The organism is Gemmatimonadota bacterium (assembly GCA_016704275.1).
Taxonomy (GTDB): domain Bacteria; phylum Gemmatimonadota; class Gemmatimonadetes; order Gemmatimonadales; family GWC2-71-9; genus Palsa-1233.
Window position 1 is genome coordinate 553337 of sequence record JADJAK010000003.1, and the last position, 14967, is coordinate 568303.

At 69.3% G+C, this 14967-nt stretch carries 15 protein-coding genes; all 15 read right to left on the reverse strand.

Annotated features, from left to right (window positions below; all coding sequences use genetic code 11):
- Nucleotides 1-23: 23 nt before the first annotated feature.
- The 15 genes from IPG05_10285 to lpxD are packed head-to-tail and all read right to left on the reverse strand — an operon-like array spanning nucleotide 24 to nucleotide 14958.
- Nucleotides 24-1196 (reverse strand): threonine synthase, encoded by a 1173-nt coding sequence (locus IPG05_10285; GenBank protein ID MBK6495475.1) that lies wholly within the window; start codon nucleotides 1194-1196, stop codon nucleotides 24-26.
- Entirely contained in the window at nucleotides 1197-2129 is a 933-nt protein-coding gene (locus IPG05_10290; protein ID MBK6495476.1) for an excinuclease ABC subunit C, read from the reverse strand.
- Nucleotides 2032-3003: a GIY-YIG nuclease family protein gene (locus IPG05_10295; protein ID MBK6495477.1), complete on the reverse strand. Its 972-nt coding sequence runs from the start codon at nucleotides 3001-3003 to the stop codon at nucleotides 2032-2034. Before IPG05_10295 ends, IPG05_10290 begins: the two co-directional genes overlap by 98 nt.
- Entirely contained in the window at nucleotides 3000-4568 is a 1569-nt protein-coding gene (gene murJ / locus IPG05_10300; protein ID MBK6495478.1) for a murein biosynthesis integral membrane protein MurJ, read from the reverse strand. The genes IPG05_10295 and murJ overlap by 4 nt, the downstream gene beginning before the upstream one ends.
- Nucleotides 4565-4858 (reverse strand): hypothetical protein, encoded by a 294-nt coding sequence (locus tag IPG05_10305; GenBank protein ID MBK6495479.1) that lies wholly within the window; start codon nucleotides 4856-4858, stop codon nucleotides 4565-4567. Before IPG05_10305 ends, murJ begins: the two co-directional genes overlap by 4 nt.
- Nucleotides 4855-6354 carry a bacillithiol biosynthesis cysteine-adding enzyme BshC gene (gene bshC, locus IPG05_10310; GenBank protein MBK6495480.1) on the reverse strand — a complete coding sequence of 500 codons (1500 nt, stop codon included), beginning with the start codon at nucleotides 6352-6354 and terminating at the stop codon, nucleotides 4855-4857. The genes IPG05_10305 and bshC overlap by 4 nt, the downstream gene beginning before the upstream one ends.
- Complete coding sequence (gene rlmH / locus IPG05_10315; GenBank protein ID MBK6495481.1) at nucleotides 6351-6824, reverse strand: 23S rRNA (pseudouridine(1915)-N(3))-methyltransferase RlmH; 474 nt, start codon at nucleotides 6822-6824, stop codon at nucleotides 6351-6353. The genes bshC and rlmH overlap by 4 nt, the downstream gene beginning before the upstream one ends.
- Nucleotides 6824-8134 carry a Glu/Leu/Phe/Val dehydrogenase gene (locus IPG05_10320; GenBank protein MBK6495482.1) on the reverse strand — a complete coding sequence of 437 codons (1311 nt, stop codon included), beginning with the start codon at nucleotides 8132-8134 and terminating at the stop codon, nucleotides 6824-6826. The genes rlmH and IPG05_10320 overlap by 1 nt, the downstream gene beginning before the upstream one ends.
- Before the next feature lie 42 nt (nucleotides 8135-8176).
- Nucleotides 8177-9214 (reverse strand): tetraacyldisaccharide 4'-kinase, encoded by a 1038-nt coding sequence (locus tag IPG05_10325; GenBank protein MBK6495483.1) that lies wholly within the window; start codon nucleotides 9212-9214, stop codon nucleotides 8177-8179.
- Nucleotides 9214-9846 (reverse strand): lysophospholipid acyltransferase family protein, encoded by a 633-nt coding sequence (locus IPG05_10330; protein MBK6495484.1) that lies wholly within the window; start codon nucleotides 9844-9846, stop codon nucleotides 9214-9216. The genes IPG05_10325 and IPG05_10330 overlap by 1 nt, the downstream gene beginning before the upstream one ends.
- Complete coding sequence (lpxB, locus tag IPG05_10335) at nucleotides 9843-10955, reverse strand: lipid-A-disaccharide synthase (GenBank protein MBK6495485.1); 1113 nt, start codon at nucleotides 10953-10955, stop codon at nucleotides 9843-9845. The genes IPG05_10330 and lpxB overlap by 4 nt, the downstream gene beginning before the upstream one ends.
- Entirely contained in the window at nucleotides 10952-11929 is a 978-nt protein-coding gene (locus tag IPG05_10340) for a Gfo/Idh/MocA family oxidoreductase (GenBank protein MBK6495486.1), read from the reverse strand. Before IPG05_10340 ends, lpxB begins: the two co-directional genes overlap by 4 nt.
- Entirely contained in the window at nucleotides 11926-12702 is a 777-nt protein-coding gene (gene lpxA / locus IPG05_10345; protein MBK6495487.1) for an acyl-ACP--UDP-N-acetylglucosamine O-acyltransferase, read from the reverse strand. Before lpxA ends, IPG05_10340 begins: the two co-directional genes overlap by 4 nt.
- Nucleotides 12699-13970 (reverse strand): UDP-3-O-[3-hydroxymyristoyl] N-acetylglucosamine deacetylase, encoded by a 1272-nt coding sequence (gene lpxC / locus IPG05_10350; GenBank protein ID MBK6495488.1) that lies wholly within the window; start codon nucleotides 13968-13970, stop codon nucleotides 12699-12701. The genes lpxA and lpxC overlap by 4 nt, the downstream gene beginning before the upstream one ends.
- A complete protein-coding gene (gene lpxD / locus IPG05_10355) occupies nucleotides 13963-14958 on the reverse strand; it encodes a UDP-3-O-(3-hydroxymyristoyl)glucosamine N-acyltransferase (protein ID MBK6495489.1) in 996 nt (331 codons plus the stop codon). The genes lpxC and lpxD overlap by 8 nt, the downstream gene beginning before the upstream one ends.
- Nucleotides 14959-14967 lie beyond the last annotated feature (9 nt).

The window sequence follows — 14967 nt, forward strand, 5'->3', positions numbered from 1 at the left end:
CCTCAAGAACCCCTAAATATCAATCATTGGATGGGGCCGAGCAAATCCTCGGGGGTCCGGTAGAGCCAGCCGGCCCCGGTATTGAAGACCACGACCCGCTCGTCGGCCCCCACCTGCCCCTGATCGCGGAGGGCAACGGCGGCTGCCAGGGCCGCTCCACCCTCCGGCGACCAGTCCACCCCTTCCTCCCGAGTCCCCCGGGCCGCAAAGTCGGCCATGGTGGCATCGGCGATGGCCGAGACACCGCCCCCGCTCTCGCGCAGGATCTTGAGCATCAACTTGTCGCCCAGCGGCCCCGGGACTCGGAGCCCGCTGGCGATGGTCCACGGGTCGGCCCACGGCGTCGCCGTCTCGCTGCCATCCTCGAAGGCCTTCACCATCGGGGCGCATCCGGTGCTCTGCACCGTATAGAACCGGGGCATCGGGGACGTGACCCAACCGGCCTCGCGCAGCTCGTGGAACGCCTTCCACATCCCGATCAGCCCCGTCCCACCGCCGGTCGGGTAGAGGATGACCTCCGGCAGCTCCCAGCCGAACTGCAGCGCCAGCTCCAGCCCGAGAGTCTTCTTCCCTTCGATCCGGTACGGCTCGCGCAGGGTGCTCAGGTCCATCGCGCCGCTTTCGGTCGCGTAGGCCCGGGAGGCCTTGCCGCAGTCGCCGATGTGCCCGTCGAGCAGCACCAACTCGCCCCCGAATGCCGTGATCTGGGAGAGGATCGTTCGCGGTGTGCTCTTCGGCGCGTAGACGCGGACCTGTGCACCGGCGCGTGCCGCGTACGCTGCGCTCGCCACCCCGGCGTTGCCGGCGGTCGGGATGGTGAAGCGCGTGGCCCCTGCGGCCACCGCGCGAGTGATCGCGGCGCTGAGTCCGCGCGCCTTGAAGGCGCCGGTCGGATTGGTGCCCTCGTCCTTGACCCAGAGATTGGTGAAGCCGAGGCTCCGCTCCAGGTGCGGCAGCCGAAGCAGCGGCGTGTCCCCCTCGCCGAGCGAGATCGGTTCCTCGTTGACGCCGAGCGGCATGAAGGAGCGGTATCGCCACATGCCGTGGCGACGACGCACTTCGGCGCGCTCGATGGTGCTATGGACGCGGTCGGGATAGCGGACCAGCCAGGGGCGACCGCAGGCGGTGCAGACCGAGGGGAGGCCATCGGGGGCGGCGACCAGCCCGCAGTCAGAACATTCGAGATGCCAGTCCATTCAGCTCCCCTTGAGGGCGTCGAGCAGTTTCTGTGCGCTGGTCGTCGAGAATCCGGGCAGCGCCGCGATATCGGCAACGGTCGCCGCCTTGACCCCGGCGAGCGACCCGAAGGTGGTGAGCAAGAGCCGCCGCTTGGTCGCGCCGATGCCCGGGATGTCGAGCAGGGCCGAGGTGATCGTCCGCTGCGTGCGACGCTTCCGGTTGTAGGTGACCCCGAAGCGATGGGCCTCGTCGCGCGCCCGCTGCAGGAGGCGCAGTGCGGGGTTGCGTCGCGTCAACCGGATGGGGTCGCTCTGGCCGGGAAGGTAGATCTCCTCGTCCCGCTTGGCGAGCGAGGCGAGCGGCATATGGTCGAGGCCGAGCGCCCGGAGTGCATCCTGCGCGGCGCCGAGCTGGCCCTTGCCGCCATCGATCACCACCAGGTCGGGCAGGGGCTTCCCTTCCTCGAGGCGGCGCGTGAAGTAGCGGGTGACCACTTCGTGAATCGCGGCGAAGTCGTCTTGCTGCCCCGGCCCCTGAATCTTGAACTTGCGATACTCGGCCTTGCGCGGACGCCCGGCTTCGAACGTCACGAGCGAACCGACCGTGTCCTTGCCCTGGGCCGTCGAGATGTCGACGCAGATGAATGTGCGCGGGACGGTCGTCATCCCGAGTTCTCTCCCCAGCAGGTAGACCGGATCCTCGACGCGTTCCTCGGTCTCGAAGCTCTCCATCCGGAGGCTCTCGAGGAGGTGCCGCGCATTCTGGTCGGCCAGTTCGCTCCACCGCGATCCCACGCCGCGCTGTGGCACGGCAATTCGGGCGTCGGGGAGCAACTCCTCGAGGCCCTCGAGCTCAGCCGGCAGAAACGGCAGCAGCAGCCGGCGTGCCTTCCCGGCCAATGGGACGTACCACTGCACCAGGAGCGCTTCGAGTGCCTCGCCATCGGGCACCTCGTCGACATTCTCCAGGAAGCGATGCTCGCGGCCGATCACGCGACCATCCCGGATGCGGAGGAGTGCGCCGACGGCATCGTCCCCATCGCGCGCGTAGCCGATGACGTCCGCGTCCCCGGTGCCAACGACATCCACGGTCGCCGGCGTCTCGACCTGCTCCAACCATTTGAGCGTGTCGCGAAGATCCTTGGCTCGCTCGAAGTCCTCCGCGTTCACTGGCCTCGTGCATCATGACCCGGATGCGCGCCTTCAAGTCGACGGTGCGGCCATCGAGGAAGTCGGTGACCTCGGTGATCATCGCGCGATACGACGTCTCACCCTGCCAGCCGACGCAAGGCGCCTTGCAGCGTCCGATGTGATAGTCGAGGCAGGGCCGTTCGCGGCGATCGACGGGAATGTTGTCGCTACACGAGCGGACCGTGAACATCCGGCGCACCAGCCCCAGCGTGCGGCGCATGTCGCCGACGTCGGTGTAGGGGCCATAGTACTTCGCCTTGGGAATGTCCCGGCGACGCGTGGCGAGGACCCGCGGGAATGGTTCGCCGAGCGTGACGGCGATCGACGGATAGCTCTTGTCGTCCTTCATCCGCACGTTGAAGCGCGGCTGGTATTCCTTGATCAGGTTGTTCTCGAGCAGCAACGACTGCGCCTCGTTGACGACGACGATCGTCTCGACATCGGCGATGCGGCGCTGGAGGAGGCGATGCTTCGGCGAGTCGGGGAAGTCGGTGGCGAAGTAGGAACGCACCCGCGTCCGCAGCTTCTTGGCCTTGCCGACATAGAGCACCTCCCCCTCGGCGTCGCGCCAGAGGTAGACGCCAGGGCCGTCTGCGAGCGTGTCCAGCTTCCGTGCGAGGGCCTCGGAGATCATCGGCGGACGCGACGCACCAGGCGCGAGGTCAGGACCGCCGCTTCGGGGATGTCCATGGTGTGCGTCGCGGCCAGATAGGTCGCACAGAAGAGCGGCACCACGACGGCGGCCATGGGCAACGGCGCGAGGGCGCCCAGCAGCAGCCGTCCGCCCGTGGCCACGAGCCCGGCGAGCAAGGCGGCTCCCCAGAGCTTGGCCAACTCGGTCTGCGGCAGCGAAAAGCGACCGATCCGGCGGCAGAGCCCGCGCCGAAGTATGAGGAACTCGATGTGTCCCGAGAATCCGGCCGTGGCAGTCAACCCGACGGCGCCCCACTTCGGGTCTATGCCAAGCCATCCCGGCACGAGCAAGGCCGCCACCGCGCCGAGCACGGTCGCGAGGGCGACGCGAATGAGCGCTGCACGGAGCGGCGTCCGGGTGTCGCGGAGCGAGTAGAAGGCGGAGGCATACAGTCGCGCCAGTGTCGAGGCGAGCAACCCCGTCGCCGAGCCGGCCAGGACGACCCAGACGTATTGCGAGTCCGCCGCGGTGAACTTGCCACTCTGGTAGATCGCGCCGGCGAGGACGCCCCCCAGAAAGAGGAAGGCGACGGCCGACGGCGCGATGTAGAAGGCGAGGCGCTGGGTCGCCGCGTCGAGGCGCACCCGCAGTGATCCGGCGATCGCATCGGCGTCGCCACGCTCTCGTGACATCTCCGGCAGCTCAGCCGCCGAAATCGACATGCCGAAGAGCGATACCGGGAGCGTATAGAGCACCTGCGCCGCCGCGAGCACGGCCACGGCACTGGTTCCAAGGAACTGCGCGAGGTAGAGGTCCACGAAGGCCACGAACTGCAGGGCTCCCCGCGAGAGGAGCGCCGGCAGGAACGTCGCCACCACGATCCCGACGTCGGGGACGCTGACCCAGCTGCGATACCAGATTGCGCCGCCAACCTCCCGCACCATCGGCCACTGGACGGCAACCTGCAGGAGCGAACCCGCCACGGAGCCCCAGGCCGCCCAGACGACGACCCGCCCCATCCCCCCGGCGCTGCCTGCCAACAACACCGCGGCAATGATCGCGAGGTTCCAGACGACCGGCGCGGCATACGAGAGCAGAAACCGGCGGTGCGAATTCAGTACCCCGAGGCACCAGGCAGAAAACACCAGGAGGCCAGCACCCGGAAAGAGAATCCGGATCAACTGCTCCATGAGGAGGCGCTTCTCGCCGGTCCACTCCGGGGCCAGCAGATTGGCGATGGTGGGCGCGGCCAAGACTCCGCCCGTCACGATGATCGCCACCACAAGGGAGAGGATGCTGAGCACCGCACCTGCAAGTCGACGCGCCTCTTCCTCGCGGCCCTCGCCCAGCAGGCGCGAGTAGCTCGGGATGAAGGAGGCAGAAAGCGCCCCTTCGCCAAAGAGATTCTGGAGCAGGTTCGGGACGCGGAAGGCGGCGGCGAAGACGTCGGCCGCGTCGCCGAGACCGAGGTAGTACGCCAGCACTCGCTGACGAACCAGGCCGGCGATCCGCGAGAGGAGGATCCCCGCACCGACCAGGACCGAGCCGCGGTTCCGCAGCGTCACCGCTCCTCGGGCGGCAGTGCGCGCGGCGGCCGCCCGCCGTCATCCAGCAGGCGCTGGAGAAACTGGTTCTCGTCGCGCAACTCGTCGACGGTGTGCTGCAGGATCTCGACATCGCCTTCGAGGAGATCGAGGCGCTTGGTCAACTCGCCGATGACCGCATCGCGGCGCGTGCCTGGGGTCGGTTCGCGTTCGAGCCGCCGACCGAGCGCGCGGCCGATCGGCGAGTCGACGATCAACGCGACAATCGGGATGCAGAGCGCCACGATGAGGACCACCGAGATGATGCTCATGCCGACCACTCCGCGGCCCACGCATCCGTGGCGGCAACGATCCGGTCCAGCCAACTCCGACCGTAGCGGGCCAGGAACGTCGCCGCGGTCAGGTGCCGTTCCTGCGGGGTGCCGCCAGGCCGCAATGCGTCGAGCACCCGCCGCAACTGCGCGTGCGCGATGTCATCGCGCTTCCGGAGGTGCCGTTCGAAGAGTCGTTCGAGATCCTCGGCGACGGCCGTGAGCTTGCGCCCTCGACCGGCAACGGCGCGATCAAGCACCGGATCGAGGAGGTGGCCCTCGGCGCCGAGCACACGCTCCGTCGTTGCGATCGACTGGCGCAGCGCCTCGAGTTGATCGATCACGGCCGCAGAGAGGTCGCGCCGGAGAATCGATCGTGCCAGCGTGCCGTCATCGGCGAGCACCGCCTCCGCCGAGACGCCGAGTCGTTCCAGCAGGCGCTGCACCCACGGCTCGACCAGCGTCCCGCCCCAGCGCGGCACCGGCGTCTGCGGCGTGGTGGCGAATGGGGCGTAAAGTGCAGCGGCTTGGCGCGTGAGATAGCGGAACTCACCAGGTCCGGCCACGTAGGCGACCGTCGGCAGGATGCGCCGCTCCACCACGGGACGCAGCAGCACGTTCGCGGAGAAGCGTTCGGGTGCTGTGGCCAGCAGCGACTCGAGATCCGAGGCCGAGAAGCGATCACCGCTTCGCCTGGCCTGGAAGCCGTCACCGTCCACCAGAAGACGCTCGCGTCCCGCGACCGTCTCGAGGAAGACCAGGGTGGCGCCCTCACCGGCACGGATGCCGGTCCCGGCATCGGGGAGCGCCGCGAGGACCGCGTCGAGCGCAGTAGCCTCGCGGAGGGCCTGGGCGAGCACGGGTCGCTGCGCGGCCTTGACGGCCGGATGCGTGGCATCGAGGCAGGCGACTCCATACGGTCCCAGCAACTGCGCCAGTGCACCGGCATACGCGGCGTGGATCGTCGCCCCGGCGACGTAATGCCGCTCGAGCCATGCCATGGTGGCGTCTGTGTCGGGCCCCGGCGGCAACGTCCGTGCGAGTCGGTCGAGTCCTTCGGTGATGTTGTCGGGGAGCGGCTCCCGCGACATCGGATGCTGCACCGCATCGGCCGCCCGCTCGGGGAGACTCCAGCGGTCGAGTCGTCCGTGGGCATCGAGCCACGCCGCACTGCTGGCCTCGCGATGATCGTGATCGTCGCCGGCGAGCCAGAAGAGCGCCACCACCGGGCGGCGCCACTGCGCCTCCAGTCGACGCGCCAAGGCCGCGGCCGCCAGCGCCTTGTGGACCGTGTAGATCGGCCCGGTGAAGAGGCCGGGCTGCTGCCCGGTGGTCACGACCATGGCGCCAGGGGAATGCAGGCGCGCCAGCAGCGCATCGCGCTCCGCGCACGATACGATAGCCGCATCCAGCGCCGGGTCCCAGGAGACCGTCGTGGGGACGAGGGCCGGAATCGGGGCGGGTGCGCCGCCGAGCAGTCGCAAGTCGTCGGTCACGTGTCGCGCTCACCGCGGTGGTAGGGCTCGCCACGGAGGATCGTCCCCGCGCGGTAGAGCTGCTCCGCCACGACGACGCGGGCGAGTTCGTGCGGCAGGGTCAACGGGCCCAGGCTCCATCGCGTGGCGGCACGGGCGCGGACGGCCTCGGAGACCCCTTCGGCGCCCCCGATCACGAAGGCGCGATCGCGGGCGGCGAGACGCCAACCCTCGAGTTGGGTGGCCAGCGCTTCGCTGGACCACTCGCTGCCACCGACATCGAGGAGCACGACGTCGGTCGATGCGGGCAGCGCCTCGAGCAGGCGCTTCCCTTCCTCATCACGCTGACGGGTCGGCGATCCTGCCCGACCCGCTTCGCGCACCTCGCGCTCCTCGACCGGCAGGTGCCGGCCGAGGCGCCGGAGGTAGTCGTCGCAGACCTCACGCAGGGCGGGTCGCAGCTTCCCCACCGCGACGAGGGTCCACTTCATCAGGCATAGAGCCCGCGCATGCGGTGCATCGAGGCGACCCGGTCGATCGACAACATGTAGGCGCCGATCCGCATCGACACGTCGTGCTCGGCCGCCATCGCTGCGACCTCGTCGAAGGCATTGACCATGATCTTCTCGAGGCGCTCGTTGACGGTGGCTTCATCCCAGAAGTAGCCGCCGCGATCCTGCACCCACTCGAAGTACGACACCGTCACGCCGCCCGCGTTGGCAAGGATGTCGGGAATGACGTAGATCCCCTTGGCATCGAGGATGGCGTCGGCCTTCGCGGTGGTCGGACCGTTGGCGCCTTCGCAGATGATCTTCGCCTTGATGGCGCCGGCGTTCTTGCTGGTGATCACGTTCTCGAGCGCGGCCGGGACGAGGACGTCACACGGCAGCTCGAGGATCTCCTCGTTCGTCACCGGCTTCCCCTTGGGATATCCCTCGAGGAACTTGTGCTCCTTGACCCACTTGAGGCAGTCGTGCACGTCGAGGCCCTTCGGGTTGTAGACGCCACCGGTCTTGTCGGAGACGGCCACCACCTTCATCCCCTCTTCCTGCATCAGCTGCGCGGCGATCGAGCCGACGTTGCCGAAGCCCTGCACCACCACGGTCGCACCGGCGACCTTCATCTTCTTGCGCTGCAAGGCGCGGCGCGTCACCACCAGGCAGCCGCGGCCCGTCGCCTCGCGGCGACCGAGCGAGCCGCCCATCGCGACCGGCTTGCCGGTCACCACGGCGGTCACCGTGTGGCGCTTGTGCATGGAGTACGTGTCCATGATCCACGCCATGACGCGCTCGTTCGTGTTCACGTCCGGCGCCGGGACGTCGGAGTCGGGGCCGAGCAGGTCGATGATGGCGGAGGTGTAGCGGCGGGTGAGGCGTTCGAGTTCGCCGGCGGACATCGAGGTCGGGTCACAGATCACCCCGCCCTTGGCGCCACCGAAGGGGAGGTTCACGACGGCACACTTCCAGGTCATCCAGGCCGCGAGCGCCTTCACCTCGTCGACCGAGACGTTCATGTCGAAGCGAATGCCGCCCTTCGCCGGCCCGCGCGAGGTGTTGTGCAGCACGCGCAGACCGGTGAAGACCTCGATCTCGCCGTTGTCGCGCATTACCGGAATCGACACGATCAGCTGCTTCTCGGGGGCGCGGAGCACCTTGTAGAGCCCCGGCTCCAGCTTGAGGCGACGAGCGGCGTCGTCGAACCGGCTCATCATCGCCTCGAACGGATTCTCCTCCGAGGTGAAGCGACGATCCTTGTCCGGCGAGATGATTTCGTTTGACTTGCGCGACTTCGGGCTAGCCATGATGTCAGACTCCGGTCCGCGAGGGACCTCAGGGTTCGGTGGTCAGGCGTCGTGCCCGACCACTCGGTCGAGCGCGGACCGCAGTGCGTCCTCTCCTGCCTCGAAGGTCACCGCGAGCCGGGCAACCAGCGGCTCGGGGACGGAGGCGGGCCAGCGGTCGCGCAACTTGACGGCATCCTTCGCCGTGATCACGACGTGGTCGGCACGGCGCGCCGCATGGGCGAGCCAGGCGACGTCCTCGTCGCGGAACTGATGATGATCCTTCCAGGTTGCCACCTGCACCTGCGCCCCCGTGCGCTTCAGCTGCGTCACGAAGGCCTCCGGATCGGCGATCGCACTGGCGGCCACCACGCGCCGCCCGTCGAGTACGCCAATCGGCTGCTGCTGTCCACTCGTCAGCCCCTCAAGCATCGCCAGGTCGAGGCGGACGATGGCGACCGGCCCGTTGACGCGCGGGGCGAGCTGCGCCGCCAGTTGCTGGGCGGTGCCCGCATCGGCCCGCTTCCGGGTGATGATCAACCCGTCGGCGCGGGCCAGGGCCCCGAACCCCTCGCGCCACGGACCAGCCGGCAGTCGCCACGGCACCGCGCGGCTCGTCTCGGCACTCACCAGGCACAGGTTGAGGTCCCGCAAGACGTCGAGGCGCTGAAAGGCGTCATCCAGCACCAGCACCTCGGCCCCGGCGGCCAACGCCATCGCGGCGCCGGCCACTCGATCGGGGTTGGCCACCACGATCGCCTCGGGAACCGCCTCGCGATGCACCAGGGCCTCGTCGCCACCCACTCCGCGCAGCAGGATCCCGGGCCGCAAACCCCTAGAGACATAGTGAGAGGCGACCCATCCCGCCAGCGGCGTCTTCCCCGAGCCACCCACCGAGAGATTCCCGATCGCCACACTCGGCAACGGGAGGGCGTGCCGGGCCAGCCAGCCCCGGGCGTAGCACAGCTCGCGCACGGCCATCCCGGCATGCCAGAGTCCGCTGGCCGGAACGAGTGCGGCGCGCGCACTGCTCGCCCCGAGGGAGCGCGCCGTCCACAGCCAGCGCACCAGTCGGTGGCCGTCGCGCTTGCGCGTCGCCATCACGCCACCATCTCGCGTTCCAGCGCTTCGAGCGCGGCGGCGGCGTGCGCCACGCCTGCCCCGAGTCCTTCCTCGCCCGCCGCGATCGTGAACGGTTCGCCGTAGCCGACATCGACGCGGGTGAACGGCTTCGGGACGACCGTCCGGTCCCAGGAGTGCGAATGCCACCCCGAGCGGACCACGGCGTGGAGCGGGACGATCGGCGCCCCGGCGCGCTGTGCTGCGCGCACCACGCCGGGCTTCACGACGCGCCGCGGTCCCCGAGGGCCGTCGGTGGCGAATGCGACGGAGACCGACTCGTCGAGGAGTCGCACCGCCTTGAGGAAGGCACGCACCGCCCCGCGCGAGGAGGAGCCGGGAATGCACCGATAGCCGAGGCGCGTCGCGTAGTCGGCGAGCACCTGGCCGTCGCGCCCCTGGCTGACCACGATGCCGATGCCACGGCGGCGCTGCCACCAGAGCAGCGGCAGCAACGTCTCGTGCCACAACAGGAAGACGACCGGCGTGTTGCTCGCCTGGAGGGCCGCCACGCGCGCCTCGCCATGGACCCGCATGCGCCAGGAGCCGGCGAGCGCCGACACCAGCGGCTCGACCACGCAGCGCAGCAGGAGCTGCGGCATCGGGATCTTCATGCGGCGAGCAATCCGGCGGCGAGCTCGGCCACCCGAGCGTTGGCACCCGGGCCACCGACTCGCGCGCGCACCTCGGCCAGCCCGGCGCGCTGGGCCCGGCAGGCCGCGCTCGTGGGATCGAGCAGCGGGGCGATCGCCGCCACCAGCCGCGCCGGCGTGGCGTCGCCCTGCAACAACTCCGGCACGACCTCACGATCGGCAATCAGATTGACCAGCGAGACCCATTTGACGGTGATCATTCGTTGCGCCAGCCGATAGGTCACCGGATGCACCCGATAGGCGACCACCATCGGGACGTCGGCCATCGCCGCTTCGAGTGTCGTGGTGCCCGACTTGGCGAGCACGGCGTCGGCCGCCGCAAGGATGCGCGAGGAGTCGTCGCGCACCAGGCGCATCCCCTCGGCCCCGGGATAGCTGCCCCATTCGGTGGCGGCCACCAGCACTTCCTGGCAGGCGCCGCTCGCGAGGAGCTGTCGCGCCGCCTCGCGATACGCCGGCCAGAGACGGCTGATCTCGCCCGCACGCGATCCCGGAAAGAGGGCCAGCGTGCGGGCACCTTCGGGCAACCCGAGCTGCTGACGTGCCACGGCGCGCGTCAACGGCGCCTCGCGATCGGCCAGCGGATGCCCGACGTAGGTCGCCTCGACGCCCGCGGCATCAAAGAAGGCCTCCTCGAACGGCAGGATCACCGCGAGTCGATCCACGGCACGCGCCAGACGCGCGGCACGCTGTGGTCGCCAGGCCCAGAGCTGCGGCGCGATGTACCAGAGCACCGGCACGCCGTGGCGCTTGGCCGACTCGGCCAGGCGGAGATGGAACCCCGGGTAATCGACGGTGATGAGGAGATCGTACCGACCGGCGCGAAAATCGGCCGTGAGCATGCGGAGGAGGCGAATGTGCGCCGGCAGCTTGTCGAGGATCTCGACCAGTCCCATGGCGGCCAGTCCATCGATCGATCGTCGCAAGACCGCGCCGGCCTTCTCCATCAGCGGACCCCCGACCGCCTCGATGACCGCTTCGGGCATTCGAGCGCGCAGTGCCGCGACAATCCGGGCGGCGTGCAAGTCGCCGGAGGGCTCTCCGGCGGTGATGAGGATCCGGGGGGTCATCGCCCCAGCGCAGGCTGGGGGGAGCGCTGGACGGCCGCCGTCACCTCCAGCGCGAGCGCGAGGGCAGCCCGCCCTTCCACGCCCGTCACGATGGCGGCACGCTCGCCGCGCACGGCGGCGACGAACGCCGCGAGCTCAAGGCCGAGTGCATCCGCCTCTGGTGCCGTCAGCGGAATGGTCTCGACGATCTCCTCGATGCTGCTGCCCATCCCGGGACGCCACCCGTCGCGGAGTCGCATGAAGGTGCCGCTGCCCTCGGCCAGATCGATCGAGATGTAGCCCGAGGGCTGGAAGACGCGCAGCCGACGCACCCGATCACGGGCCACGCGCGATGCGGTCATGGACGCGACGACGCCGCCGAGGAACTCCACGCGCGCGTTCACCATGTCGAGGTGCGGGGAGAGGATCGAGACGCCGTTGGCTCGGACATCCTGCGTTGGCGCACCGCCGACGAGGTGGTTCGCGAGGTCCAGGTCATGGATCATCAGGTCGAGCACCACGGCGACATCCGTCCCGCGCGGCTGGAACGGTGCCAGCCGAATGCCCTCGATGAAGATCGGGCGCTCGAGGACCGTCTGGGCCGCGCGGACCGCACGATTGAACCGCTCCACATGCCCCACCGCCAGCACGACGCCCTGGCGGGTCGCTTCGCTCAGCAGCGCGTCGGCCTCCTCGAGCGTGACGGCGATCGGCTTCTCCATGAGCACGGCCACGCCACGCCCGAGGCATTCGAGTCCGACCTGATGGTGGTAAGACGTCGGGACCGCGACGGAAACGGCACGCACCTCGGAGAGCAACTCGGCCAGCACCGGAAAGGCGCGGCAGCCGACTTCCGCCGCGACGAGGGCGGCACGTGCCGGGTCGGCATCGTACACTCCGACCAATTCCGCGCCGTGCATCTTGGCGTAGTGGCGGGCGTGGTGCCGACCGAGTGCGCCGACGCCAACCACGCCGACCGGGATCCGCGAGCTCACGCCGGGACGCCGCGTTGCGAGGAGGAGACGAACTCGACAAAGCGCTCGACTTCCGGAATCGCAGGCAGCTCCGTGCGGGCGCGATCAAGCGCCTGGCCAAGATTGAAGTCGGAGTTGAAGAAGAGCCGGTACGCGCGCTTGAGCGCCGCGATCGTCTCGGGCGGAAATCCGGAGCGCTGCAACCCGATCGAGTTCAGGCCGTAGAGTTCCACCGGGTTGCCCACCGCCTTCACGTAGGGTGGAATATCCTGGCTGACGCGCGTGGCCCCACCGATGAAGCAGTGCGCCCCGATGGTGGTGAACTGGTGCACCGCCACCAGCCCGGACAGCGCCGCACGATCCTGAATCGTCACGTGGCCGGCCAACTGGGAGCCGTTGGCGATCGCGACGCCATCGCCGATGTGGCAATCGTGGGCGATATGGACGTAGGTCATGATGAAGCAGCGAGAACCCACAGTCGTCTTGCCGGACGCGGCGGTGCCGCGATTGATCGTGGAGTACTCACGGATGATCGTCCCGTCGCCGACCTCGACCCAGGTTTCCTCGTCGCGGTACTTGAGGTCCTGCGGCGGGCTGCCGAGCACGGCGCCCGTGCCGATCTGGATCCCTTCGCCGAGCAGGACGTTGCGCTCCAGCGTGACCCGCGCGCCGAGGCGACAGCCGTCGCCCACGGTGACGTTGGGTCCGATGATCGCGAACGGCCCGATCTCGACGTTGTCCCCGATCGTCGCGGCCGGGTCGATGATTGCCGACACGTGAATGCGTTGGGTCACCGGTCCACCACCGTCGCCAGCATCTCGGCCTCGCACACGACGCGTCCTTCCACCAAGGCCTGTCCTTTCATGCGACAGGTGCGCCCACGGAACTGCAGCAGTTCGAGCTCGAAGCGAAGCTGGTCGCCCGGTACCACCGGCCGACGGAACTTCACCCCATCCAGGGCGGCGAAGTAGACGACCTTCGACCCCGGGTCATCGAAGTTGTCCATCAACAGCATACCACCCGCCTGCGCCATCGCCTCGACGATCAGGACGCCGGGCATGATCGGATGGCCCGGGAAATGGCCCTGAAAGAACGGCTCATTGATGGTGACGTTCTTGATCCCGACCAGGCGCTTCCCCGGTTCGATCTCGAGCACGCGATCCACCAGGAGGAACGGATAGCGGTGCGGCAACACGTCCATGATCGCGGTGACGTCGAGACGACGCGGGTCGGACCGCAGCGCGAGCCGCGCCAGCGCCCGTGCCAACGCCAGGTTGCCCTGATGGCTGGGGCGCTCGGCGATCACGTGCCCTTCGATCCGTGCGCCGAGCAGCGAGAGATCGCCGACGATGTCGCCGATCTTGTGGCGCACGAATTCGTCCGGCCAGCGCAACGTTCCGGAGGCAATCCCGCTCTCCGACAGCACGACCGCCACGTCGGGGGTGGCGCCCTGCAGCAGGCCGCGAGCCTGCAGCGCCGCCACCTCGTGCACGAATCCGAAGGTGCGCGCGGGGGCGATCTCGCGGCGGAACGACTCCGGCGTCATGGTGACGGACAACGACTGGCGGCCGATGACCGGATGGTTCCACTCGATGGTCCCGGTGACCTGGAAGTTCGACGCCGGCGCCACGACGTAGCGCGCGTCACCTTCCTCGACCGTGAAGGGCGCCGTGACACGGATGACCACCGGGTCGCCTTCGAGTTCCTTGACCCCGGCCCGGTCGATCGCCTCGATCCACGGCTGGAAGGAGCCATCAAGAATCGGCGGCTCGGGGCCGTCGATGGTGATGAGCGCGTCATCGATCTGCTCGGCGAACAGCGCCCCGAGCAGATGCTCGACCGTCTGCACCGCGGCGCCGCCGTCGGCCAGGCCGGTCCGACGCTCCGTCGCCTCGACCTGCGCGACCCGCGCAGCGACGAGCGGCTGACCCGGCAGGTCGGTGCGCTGAAATCGGATGCCACTCCCGGCTTCGCCGGGGCCGACCTGAACGGTGGTCTTCGCGCCGGTATGCAGCCCGGTTCCGGAGACAGTTGCCGTGCCGGCCAGCGTGCGCCTAGCCATCGTCCTGCTCCTCTGCCCTGCCGAGCGCTTCGAGGGCGTCGACATGCGGTGTCAAACGATATAGGGCGGCCATCGCCCGTAGAAACTCGCGATGCGGTCGGGCCGGATAGCCGGACACCGAGGCACCAGCGGGAACGGAGGAAATCACACCAGCTTGTGCGCCGACCCGCGCGTCGTTGCCGATCGCGAGGTGGCCGGCGATCCCGGCCTGGCCCGCCAGAATCACCCGGTCGCCGATGATGACGCTCCCCGAGATGCCGGTGCCCGCCATGACGAGACAGTGCTCGCCGAGCCGGGCGTTATGACCGACATGCACGAGATTGTCGAGCTTGGTGCCGCGACCGATGACGGTGTCATCCAGCGATCCGCGATCGATGCAACTGCCCGCGCCGACCTCGACGTCGTCGCCGAGGAGGCAGCCGCCAACCTGCGGTGAGCGACGATGTCCCGAGGCGTCGGAGTGAAAGCCGAAGCCTTCGCTCCCGATCACCGACCGCGTCTGACACCAGACCCGATCGCCGAGGAAGGCCTGCGCATGCACGACGACGCCGGCGTCGAGCCGGACATCGTCTCCAAGGATCACGCCGTCCTCGATCACCACATGGGGACCGATGCGCACGCGGTGGCCGATGGTCACGTTGGCGCCGACCACGACGAACGCCCCGATGCGCGGCGACTCCCCGATGGTGGTGCCGGCGCCAATCCGGGCCGACACGTCGATCTGTGGGACGGAGCCCGCGCGGGGATGGAGCAGACGGGCCGCCTCGGCCACCGCCTGGGCCGGGTCGGCCACGACGATGCGCGTGGACGGGCCGGCGCTGTCGCGCAGCGCCTCGGGCAGCAAGACGGCCCCGGCGCGCGTCGTCGCCATGGCCGGGAGGTACTTCGGACCGAGACAGATCGCCAACGCATCGGCCTCGGCCAGTTCGAGCGAACGGAGCCGCCGCAGGGGGAGGTCCCCCTGACCATACAGGCGGCCACCGACCACGTCGGCGAC